This is a genomic window from Blastomonas sp. UPD001, from assembly GCF_003426715.1.
Lineage (GTDB): Bacteria > Pseudomonadota > Alphaproteobacteria > Sphingomonadales > Sphingomonadaceae > Blastomonas.
The window spans coordinates 1-10,310 of the sequence record NZ_QKVT01000171.1; the positions used below are offsets into that span (position 1 = coordinate 1).

Annotated in this window: 10 protein-coding genes; 3 read left to right on the forward strand and 7 right to left on the reverse strand. The window is 65.6% G+C overall.

The features are described from left to right. Window positions 1–436 (reverse strand): LacI family DNA-binding transcriptional regulator (locus DM995_RS20225; protein ID WP_157973428.1); only part of this gene is annotated, 436 nt, incomplete at its 3' end. Then, on the reverse strand, window positions 433–2,442 hold the full coding sequence (locus DM995_RS20230) for an alpha-glucosidase (RefSeq protein WP_232824588.1): 2,010 nt from the start codon (window positions 2,440–2,442) through the stop codon (window positions 433–435). The genes DM995_RS20225 and DM995_RS20230, both read right to left, overlap by 4 nt. 176 nt (window positions 2,443–2,618) lie before the next feature. Here DM995_RS20230 and DM995_RS20235 point away from each other — a divergent pair, with 176 nt between their 5' ends. Further along, on the forward strand, window positions 2,619–4,961 hold the full coding sequence (locus tag DM995_RS20235) for a TonB-dependent receptor (protein WP_116970841.1): 2,343 nt from the start codon (window positions 2,619–2,621) through the stop codon (window positions 4,959–4,961). 136 nt (window positions 4,962–5,097) lie between these two features. Further along, the gene (locus DM995_RS20240; protein ID WP_116970842.1) at window positions 5,098–5,382 is read left to right on the forward strand and encodes a hypothetical protein; all 285 of its coding nucleotides are present in this window, start codon (window positions 5,098–5,100) and stop codon (window positions 5,380–5,382) included. A gap of 11 nt (window positions 5,383–5,393) precedes the next feature. Here the strand turns inward: DM995_RS20240 and DM995_RS20245 are convergent, their stop codons facing one another. Further along, entirely contained in the window at window positions 5,394–6,620 is a 1,227-nt protein-coding gene (locus DM995_RS20245; RefSeq protein WP_116970843.1) for an MFS transporter, read from the reverse strand. 123 nt (window positions 6,621–6,743) lie between these two features. Here DM995_RS20245 and DM995_RS20250 point away from each other — a divergent pair, with 123 nt between their 5' ends. Beyond that, window positions 6,744–7,835 (forward strand): YeiH family protein, encoded by a 1,092-nt coding sequence (locus DM995_RS20250; RefSeq protein WP_116970844.1) that lies wholly within the window; start codon window positions 6,744–6,746, stop codon window positions 7,833–7,835. Here the strand turns inward: DM995_RS20250 and sorB are convergent. The 4 genes from sorB to DM995_RS20270 form a co-directional block, all read right to left on the reverse strand. Next, window positions 7,832–8,191 (reverse strand): SorB family sulfite dehydrogenase c-type cytochrome subunit, encoded by a 360-nt coding sequence (sorB, locus tag DM995_RS20255; protein ID WP_198669538.1) that lies wholly within the window; start codon window positions 8,189–8,191, stop codon window positions 7,832–7,834. The two genes, DM995_RS20250 and sorB, sit on opposite strands and share 4 nt — an antisense overlap. Next, window positions 8,191–9,393 (reverse strand): SorA family sulfite dehydrogenase catalytic subunit, encoded by a 1,203-nt coding sequence (gene sorA / locus DM995_RS20260; RefSeq protein ID WP_116970845.1) that lies wholly within the window; start codon window positions 9,391–9,393, stop codon window positions 8,191–8,193. Before sorA ends, sorB begins: the two co-directional genes overlap by 1 nt. A gap of 48 nt (window positions 9,394–9,441) precedes the next feature. Further along, complete coding sequence (locus tag DM995_RS20265; RefSeq protein ID WP_116970846.1) at window positions 9,442–9,996, reverse strand: YkgJ family cysteine cluster protein; 555 nt, start codon at window positions 9,994–9,996, stop codon at window positions 9,442–9,444. Window positions 9,997–10,056: 60 nt separating this feature from the next. Next, on the reverse strand, window positions 10,057–10,310 hold a 254-nt coding region (locus DM995_RS20270; protein ID WP_116970847.1), incomplete at its 5' end, for a DUF2332 family protein.

The window sequence follows — 10,310 nt, forward strand, 5'->3', positions numbered from 1 at the left end:
ACGGCACGTCGAGCGCCTCGAGCGCGCGCAGCACCGGGTCGCAATCGGTGACGGGGGAGGACAGGATGATGCCATCGACATGCGTTTCGGTGACGAGGCCGCGCACCTGTTCGCCGACCTGCGGGTCGGCAACGTCGACCGGCTGGGCAAGCAGGCGGATGCGGTTGGCGCGGCAGAAATCCCAGCATCCGGTCTGGATCTGGAACATGTAATAGGGGCTGTGATTGTCGTAGATCAGCGCGATCTGGTTCGACTTGCCGCCCGACAGGATGCGCGCCGCGACGCTGGGGCGAAAATCTAGGTCGCGCATCGCCTCTTCCACCCGGTCTCGCGTCGCCTGGCTGACATAGGGATGGCCGTTGAGCACCCGGCTGACCGTCTTGACCGCCACGCCCGCCTTTGCCGCGACATCGCGGATGTTCGCCCGTTCGCTCATCGCTCCAGCACCTCGTTCAAGCCCGCAAACAGCGCCGCAAAGGCGCTGTCGGGGCGATAGAAGACCGGTGGCGCGCCAATCGGCGCGGCGATGCGGTGTGTGCCGGGCGCGTAATCCACGCCGCTCCACACGTGCCGCCAGACGCCCGCGCCGGGAAGCACGACATCGCGTGCCTGTGCACCCTGCTCGATCACCGGCGCCACTAGCAGATCGGCACCGTAGAGAAACTGGTCGTGCACCGTAAAGAGGGCGGGATCGTGGTGGAAATGCAGGAACAGCGGGCGCTGCGCGGGCAGGCCCTGCGCGCTCGCATCGCCGCACAGGTGGCGGACATAGGGCGCGAGATGCGCGTGCACCCGGCTCCATCGCGCAAAGCAGGCCATCAGTTCGGGCGTCGAGTCATACTGCAGATTGTCATCGGGCCGGTTGCCCTCATGGCTGCGCATCACCGGGGCAAAGGCGGCGAGCTCGCACCAGCGCTGCATCAGTTCCTTGGTGCGGACATTGCCGTGCAGCGAGGTATAGCCGCCGCAATCCGAATGGCTGTACGCGTTGCCGACCAGGCCCGCAGACAGCGCGCCGGTGATCACCGTGCCGATGCCATCGTGACGGGTGAAATCGACCGACTGGTCGCCCGCCCAGAGCAGAGGGCAATGGGCCTGCACGCCCGAAAAGCCGGCGCGCATGAAGAACACCGCATCGCCGGTGCGGCCCCGGCTCTCGACCGCGCGCGCGTTGACCTCGGCCCAGAGCACCGGCCAGCGGTTGTGCGCCTCCATCGGATCGGAGCCGTCGGCGAGGCGCAGATCGGTGGGCAGATATTCGCCGAAATCGGCCATCCAGCCGTCGATGCCGATATCGAGCATCTCGCGGCCCAGCACGCGCTCGGCGAACCAGGCGCGGGTTTCCTCGCGGGTGAAATCTACCACGCCGCAGTCGAACTCGCCAAAATCGACCAGATGGACATCGTCGCTGTCGGTGCGAAGACAAAAATGGCCGCCGCCTGCCGCTTCGGCGAACAGGTCACCATCCACGGCAATATAGGGATTGGCATAGGCCATGAACCTCATGCCGCGCTGATGCAGGTCTGCAATGCGCGCCATGAGGTCCGGATAGCGCTGGGCACTGCGCTCTCCGTTATGCCAATCCCAGAACAGGCGACGGCCAAAGGTGGTTTCGCGGATTCCCGCCCAGTCCTCGCACCACAAGGCGGAGACGGCGGTGCCCGCTTCGATGAAACGTTCGAGTCGGTCAAAGCTCGATGCGCCTGATTTCAGCCCGACGATCGCGCCGCCGATCGCCCAGTCGGGCAATGCGGGCTGGCGACCGAAGCGCTTCGACAGCGCGGAGACGAGTTCGAGCGGACCATCGGTGGCGAACAGCTCGAACCGCGCGGTGTCGCTCCACACGTCCACTGCATGGAAGCCGGGGTCGGTGAAATCGAGCACGCTGTAGCAGCTGGCATCGAGGTGCACCGCGATCCAGCGCGAGGTGAGGAAGGTCGGCTGCGGATAGTTGGTATTCCAATAGTCGCCGCCCGCCATGCCTTCGGCGTCCATGATGCGGGTAAGCTCGGTCGACTTGTCGCGGCCCACCCCTGGCTCGCTGGTCCAGATCGGGAAGGCGCGGCCATTCAGCGCCAGATAACTCATCTGCTCGCCGCCGCCCCAGACGCATTCGCCAGCTTCGGCATGAAAGCGCACGCGCAAGCGGTCATAGCCGGGAAGCAGCGCGTTGATCGTCAGCTTATGGTCCTTGGTCGAAAGGCGCGCGACGGGTGCTCCGTCACGCATCAGTTCGATATCGCCATCGGCCTTGCGCCAGTCGCTCGGGGCGATCTCGTCGGCAGGCGAGTCGGAAATGCGGAAATTGCCGCGGAACATCGTGATATCGGGACGTCCCCGCGCCATGACCACCGCAGGACAGGCGGCGCGGTGACGCAGCACGATGTGATCTCCGAAAAGGAGATCGAACCCGTCATCCTGGGTGTGCACCCGCAGTTTCAACGCGTTTTTCCTCACCCTTGGTCGCACTGTGGCGAAATGGTCGCAGCCATTGTCCGTTTTTCTGACACCGCTTGACATATCGAGCCGGTCATAGCAGATCAAGCATCAATCGCGGCGACCATATCAAGGGGCACCAAGCCCCCGCTACGACCGCATTCTCGCAGGGAGAGGGTATTATGAAGCTTTCCAGTCTATTGTCCGTCCGTGCCGCCGCGCTGTCCGCGACCGCGCTTTCGCTCGCCTTCGCCATGCCCGCGCACGCGCAGGATACTGCCGCCGAGGACGATCAGGGCGGCATCACCGAAATCGTCGTGACCGCGCAGAAGGTCGCCGAAAACGTGCAGGACGTGCCGATCGCGATCACCGCGATCACCTCCGAACGGCTCGAGACCACCGGCGTCACCAGCCTCGAAGGTCTGACCCAGCTCGTCCCGTCGGTGTCGTTCCGCAAGGGCACGACCAGCGCCAATAGCGCCATCGTGATGCGCGGCGTCGGCACCATCACCTTCTCGATCGCCGCAGAGCCCAGCGTCTCGACCGTGGTCGACGGCGTCGTGCTCAGCCGCTCGGGTCAGGCGTTCATGGACCTCGTCGATGCCGAGCGGCTCGAAGTGCTGCGCGGCCCGCAGGGCACGCTGTTCGGCAAGAACGCGTCGGCCGGTCTGGTCAACATCGTCTCCAAGGGCGGCACCGACACGCTGCAGGCCGAAGCCCGGCTCGAAGCGTTCGACGATGACGAATATCGCCTGCGCGGCGCCATCTCCGGCCCGCTCGCCGAGAATCTGACCGGCCGCATCACCGCCTTCTACGGCAGCTATGACGGCAACATCACCAATATCAACGGCGGCCGTCGCAACACCATCAACGGTTACGAGCATTACGGCGCGCGCGGCATTCTCGATTACAACAATGGCGGCACGCGCTTCCGCTTCATCGCCGATTATTTCGAGGCCGATGACGATTGCTGCGCCGATGTCACCGGCGTCAGCCGCGGTGCGGTGCTCGATGCCGAGCTGGGTCTGCCCGGCGGCGTGGCGCGCGGCGTCAACCAGCGCTTCGTCAATCACAATCTCGTCACGCGCACGCTCGACAAGCAGTGGAGCCTGACCGCGTCGGCCGATTTCGACGTGCTCACCGACCATGTGCTGAGCGCGATCCTGGGTTATCGCAACTGGGAGAATATCGAGATCCGCGAAGGCGATTTCCTGCCGCGCGCGATCGTCGGCACCGGCGAACTGCACGACAATGGCGCAGTCCGCACCGAGCAGCTCTCGCTCGAAGTGCGGCTGGCGTCGGACCAGTCCAAGCCCTTCTTCTACCAGATCGGCGGCTTCATCTGGGGCTCGGACAACGAGCAGGACTTTACCCGCCGCAACATCACCTGCGCCACCTCGACCCTGCCGATCGATCCGATCACCGGCGGCCGTCCGTGCAACGTGAACGATCGCACCAACACGCTGTTCCCGACCGCGACCTCGTTCAGCGCGGTGGAATCGCGCAACTATGCGATCTTCGGCCAGGCGACCTATCGCCTGAGCGACATGTTCGCGCTGACCGGCGGCCTGCGCTACACCTGGGATGATCTCAGCTTCGTCCACACCCGCGCGCCCGGCGTGAATGCGACCACGGGTCTGCCCGCCACCGGACCCGGCGTCTCGGGCGCGCCTGCGGGCGGCACGATCGCCTCGGGCGGCAATGGCACCAACACCTCGCGCGGAGACAGCAGCAACGGCAATCTGTCGGGCCGTGCGGTGCTGCAATTCACGCCCAGCGAGGATGTGATGCTCTATGGCAGCTATACCCGCGGCTACAAGGGCCCGGCGTTCAACGTGTTCTTCAATCACACCGCGCCGACCAACGCGATCCCGATCGACGAGGAAACCTCCGACGCGTTCGAAATCGGCCTGAAGTCGCAGTTCCTTGACAACCGCGTGCAGTTCAACCTGTCCGCCTTCACCGTCACCTATGACGGCTTCCAGGCGAACAATTTCGTGCTGCTCAACGGCGCGGTCGTCTCGAACCTGACCAACGCCGGTTCGGTGAAGAGCGAGGGCTTCGAGGTAGATCTGCTCGCAGTGCCGGTCGATGGCTGGACGCTGCGCGCGAGCGGCGCCTATGCCGATGCCACGGTCAAGCGGTTCAACCCGAACCCGGCGACCAACGCGCCCGATGCCCGCAACGGCACCCAGTTGCCGCTGGCGCCGAAGTTCACCTGGACCATCGGCACCAGCTACGAGCGTGATCTGGGCGGGTTCAAGATGTATCTCGATACCGATTTCCGCCATGTCAGCCGCCAGTTCTCCGATCTCGGCGAGCAGGGCCCGATCGCGGCCTATGGCATCTGGAATGGCAGCATCGGCTTCTCCGATCCGGAAGATAACTATCGCGTCAGCTTCCTGGCGCGCAACATCACCGACAAGGCCTATGCGCTGCTCAACGTCAGCGCCGGCCAGCGCCTGCAGATCCCGCGCGATGCGGACCGCTATTTCGGCATCAGCCTGCGCGCCCGCCTGCGCTGATCGATCGGCAAGCGAAACAATAAGGCCTCGGACGAAAGTCCGGGGCCTTTTTGCGTGCAGCGCATGGCCGCGCATTGAGAACAGCAGGCCGTCGCAGCCCATTGTCCCGCGCGTTGCGAGATGAGATGCTGCCCGTGTGGACCGACTCGTTGAACATGCTACGCGGCTGGCCGTTCCCATCGAACGCCTGAAACCGGCCATCACGGTGATGGGCTGGGTTGGCTTCGCGCTGGTATCGGCAGATTATGCGGGGTTCATCGACCTGCCGGTCATCGTCCAGATTCCGCTCTGGCTGGCGATCGTGACCAGCATTTGCCGGTGGGCCGTGTGGGAAGGCCTGATCAAGCCCAAGCTTGCGGCCTCACGGCACCAGCCAGGTGTTGCGACCAAGCCGCTGCCACCGGCCGATGACGCGCACTGAAGCCTGGAGGGTTATTCCGCCGCCAGTTTCAGCTTCGGTATCATCAGGTGAATGAACGCCAGCGCGACCAGATAGGCGCTGCCGCAGATCGCGAAGAGCGGGACATAGCCCATGCCGCTGCCCAGCGAATAGCCGGCGAACTCGATGATCGCGGTGCCCGACAGGTTGCCCGCGACCGCGCCGAGCGCGATGACGCTGGCGACGCGGGTGGCGGGAATGATGTCGGCGGTCATGCCGAAGACATTGGTCGAAAAGCCCTGATGCGCAAACAGTCCTAAGCCGATCAGCACGGCTGCGATCCAGGGGTTTCCGGTCTGGAGCGAGAGCGGCATCGCCAGCACGACCAGCGCGTAGAACAGCATCGATGTCTTGCGTGCTCCGTTGACGGTCATCCCGCGGCTGAGCAGGATCGGGTAGAGCCCGCCAGAGGTTATCGCGCCCAGAGCGGCGAGGGTGAAGATGATCGCGATCGGCCAGCCGAGCTCGCCTTGCGAAAGGCCGAACTGGCGGTTGAAGAAATCGGGCATCCAGAACAGGACGAACCACCAGACCGCATCGATGCAGAATTTCGCGCCGATCACCGTCCACGTCTTGCGGTCGGAGAGCAGTATTCCCCAGGGAACGCGCGCGCGCTCGGGAATGTCGCCCAGCGGTTTCAGGTTGCGGGTGCCCCACCACCAACCGGCGAGCCAGACGAAGCCCAGCGCACCGGTCACCCAGAAGGCGGCCTGCCAGCCGAAGGCCAGCGCGAAGGGCGGAATCAGCAGCGGGGTGAGGATGGCGCCGATATTGGGCGCGGTGTTGATCAGCCCGATGGCGATGCTGCGCTGCTTGACCGGCAAATAGGTCGCCGCCGCCTTGAGCCCCGCCGGCGTGCTGACCGATTCGCCCGCTGCGAGCACGACGCGCGCGGCGACGAACTGCTGCACCGTCTGCGCCAGCGCATGCGCCATGCCGGCGGCGCTCCAGACGGTCACCGCAATGGCATAGGCGACGCGCACGCCCAGCCGGTCGACGAACCAGCCGACGAACAGCAGCGTGCCCGCCGCCGCGATCTGGAAGGAGGAGCCGAGATGCGCGTAATCGGCGTCGGACCAGCCGAACTCGGCCTCGAGCGTGGGCTTCAAGAGGGCCAGAACCTGGCGATCGACATAATTGAGCGCGTTGCCGAGGAAGAGCAGGGCGACCAGCGCGATCGCTGCGCCGCGTGCCATGCCCTGATGCCGTGCCTCGTCCATTGCCGATCCTCCCATATGCGCGCCTGTCTACGACGCTTCGTGCTTGCACGATAGCCGCTCGCGCGCGTAAGGAAAGGGGAATATGACACCGAAGGACATATCTCGGGGGCGAGCGGAGCGGCGATGAACGGCAAGCGGGAGGATATCGACTGGGATTCGCTCCCCGCTGCGGGCGACCTGTTCGGCGAGATGTATCTGGCCGATGCCGCGCCCCGGCCCGATGCCGCCAAGCCGCGCGACACGATCTTCCAGGGGCTCGCGATCTGCGCGATCGCCGCCGGGGCCGCTGCCTGGCTGTCCGAACATTATAATTTCCCGATCATCCTGCTCGGCCTGCTGATCGGGCTGTCGCTGAGTTTCGTCGCGCGCGATCCGCGTAGCCACAAGGGGCTCGATTTCGCCTCGCGCACCTGCCTGCGCTTCGGCGTGGTGCTGCTGGGGCTGCAGGTCACGTTCGAGCAGATCGGCTCGCTGGGCGTACAGCCCTTCGCCGCACTGGCGGCGATCATGACGGTGACCTTCCTCGCCGGGATACTCGGCGCGCGGTTGGTGGGCCAGTCCAACTATACCGGCATTCTTGCAGGCGGCGCGACCGCGATCTGCGGCGCGAGCGCGGCCATGGCGCTCTACGGGATTATCGGACGCGAGCGATTGAACCAGTCGCAATTCGCGATCACGCTGGTGGTGGTTTCGCTCTTCAGCGCGCTGGCCATGTCGCTCTACCCGATCCTCGCCGAGTATCTGCAGCTGACCGACCAGCAGGCCGGGTTCCTGATCGGCGCGTCGATCCATGACGTCGCGCAGGCGATCGGCGGCGGATATGCCTTTTCCGAAAGCGCGGGCAGCTATGCCGCGATCGTCAAGCTCTCGCGCGTCGCGATGCTGGCACCCGTCGTCATCATCACCGGCTTCGCCATCGGCAATGCCGACCAGGCCGAAGGCAGTCCCTTGTGGAAGCGGCTGGCGCTGCCCTGGTTCATCGTCGCGTTCTTCGGCGTGGTGCTGGTCAACTCGCTGGTGGCGATGCCCGATCCGGTGCGCGATTCGGCGCTCAGCCTGTCCAAGGGGCTGCTGCTGATCGCGGTGATCGCGACCGCGATGCGCAGCCGCATGGATCTGCTGATGGAGACCGGCATTCGGCCCGCGATCCCGGTGCTGATCGCGACATTGACCAGCCTCGCGGCCTCGTTCGCGGTGGTGATCCTGCTGTTCTAGCCGAACCGTTCGGCGAGCAGCTGGGCGATCGCCTCGGCGTCGGCGGGCGCGACCGGCGCGCCATAGACCTTGACCATCTTGGTCACCTCGTCGTGCCAGAACTTCTCCCCCATGCCGCGCGGCTGGCTGGTGACATATTCCAGGCTGTGACAAGCGGTGCAGTTGTTGACCACGATCGCCGCCCCCGCGTCCGCGAGCTCGGCGGGGATCGCTTCTTCAGGTAGTTGATAGCTGACCGGCTCCATCCGCGCCGCCACGACCTCCGGTCCGGCGTCGCGATCCATCAGCGTCCAGGCCGCGCCCCCCGCCGCGACAGCCAGCAGGCCGAGGCCGATGACAAATCCCTTGCTGCGCATCACACGGCCTCCACGTTGATCGTCTCGACCACGTTGCGCATATATCCCGCAGGTTGCCAGAGCGGCTCCATCGGCTGCGTCTCGCCGCTCGAGCATTCGGCGCGAACGCGCAAGGCGTGCTGCCCCTTGGCGAGCGTCAGCCCCAGCTTCCATTCGCGGAACGAATAGCGCCCCAGATCCTCGCCGAGCCTGGCCTCCTGCCAGTTCCGGCCGTTATCGGGCGAGACGAGCACGCGCTTGATGGGATCGCCACCGCTGAACGCGATCCCGCGCAATTCCGTCGTCCGTTTGGCGCTGACCTGCGCGCCATCGGCGTGGCTGGTCAGGAACGAGCGCACGTTGAACCGGGCGATCGGCACGGTCTTGTCGGGCTTGGTGCCAGGCTCGACGCAGCGGCAGTCAATTTCGGGAATGCGATAGGCGGTCTTCATCCAGTAACCGTCGAACTCCTTGTCGACGACGGTGATCTCGCTGAGATGCTTGACCCAATAGGTACCGAAATAGCCGGGCACGACGAGGCGCAGCGGATAGCCGTTGAGGAAAGGCAGTTCCTCGCCGTTCATCGCAAAGGCGACCATTACCTCGCCATCGCGGGCATGATCGATGTCGAGCGCCTTGACGAAATCGGCAACGCCATCGGCGGGCGGATTGTCGAGCCCGTTGAAGGTCACCTGGCGCGCGCCCGAGCGAACCCCGGCCTTGTCGAGCAGGTGCTTGAGCGCGACGCCCTGCCAGCGCGCATTGCCCATCGCACCATGGCCGAGCTGGCCGCCCGCGACGCGCGGTGTGACGAAGCCGCGGCTGTTGCCCGAGCACTGGTTGACCGCAACGATCTCGCTCACCGGAAAGTCGCGCCGCAGCGATTCGAGGCTGATCTGCAGCGGCTTCTCGACATGCCCGCCGATGGCGAGGCGGAAGCTGCGCGGGTCGATCTCGGTCGGAAGGCCGGACAGATGATAGCGCACGAAAAACGCGTCATTGGGCGTCAGCAACCCGTCATGGAACACGCTGAACGGCGTTTCGAGCTGCGGCGGGCGGCTGGTGAGGAGGATCATCTCGCGCTTGCCGGGCAGTTGCACCAGCGGGCGCGTGCCATTGGCAAAGGGCAGGGTAATGCTCTTGCCGCCCGCTGCCTTGCCGACTGCGCCAAGCAGGGCTGCGCCTGCACCCGCCACGAACAGCCTTCGGTCGATTGCGCTCATTCCGCTCCCCTATCGTCAGTATGTCCACCGTTAGCCAGAAAGCGCTGCTCAGGCAAGAAAGGCGGCATATTGCTGACGCCAGAGCGCCACTTCGGCGGCCAGTTGCGGCGGTGCCTCGGCGCCTGACAGCACGATCTGCGCCACGTCGTTCTCAGGATGCATCAGCATCTTGCGCTGGCCGTCGCTGAACCAGACCGCGATCGGCCGATCGCACAGCGCATCGAGCACGCGCGCCGCCATGCCACTGGCCACGGCCTTGCTGCCGGGCAGTGCGAGGACGGTCAGCGCGATCGCCTCGAACGGATGGCGCGCCGCGCGGTTGAAGCTGACCGAGACGATCAGCCCGGACCGGTCGGGCCGCGCCTCGTCGGGGAGCGCGGCGACCCTGCGCCACGCGCAGAACCAGGTGCGGCAGATGGTCGGGCGCACCGCGTGAATGCTACATCCGGTGGCGGAAAGCTGTGGGCAGGGCGTGCCGGCGGGCTTCTTCAGATCGGGCGTGTCGACCTTCAGCGTCACGCAGCATGCGGTGCAACCGCCGCATTCGCGATCCGGCAGCACCGGGCCCAGCAACAGGGTTTCCAGATCGGGATGGTCTGCCATCCGGGCAATCTGGCGGTGCAATCGGCCATGCGCAAGCCTGCTACCGCCGCGCCGCCGCGCTCAGCGCCAGTGGATCCACTCGCCATAGGGGTGGCATGTGGCCAGGAACCGCTGCTCGCCGCCCGGCCAGCTGGTCAGCGACAGCCGTACCTCGCTGCGGTCGGGGGTCCATTCCAGGCTGATCCAGGCAAGCGGCGTTCGCTCGGTCGCAAACTGGCCCGACTGGACGATGATCTCCGCCAGCCGGGCGCGCTGCGGTTCGGGAAGATATTGGCGGAACATCGAATGAAACACGACGCGGCAGGTGTCGGCAG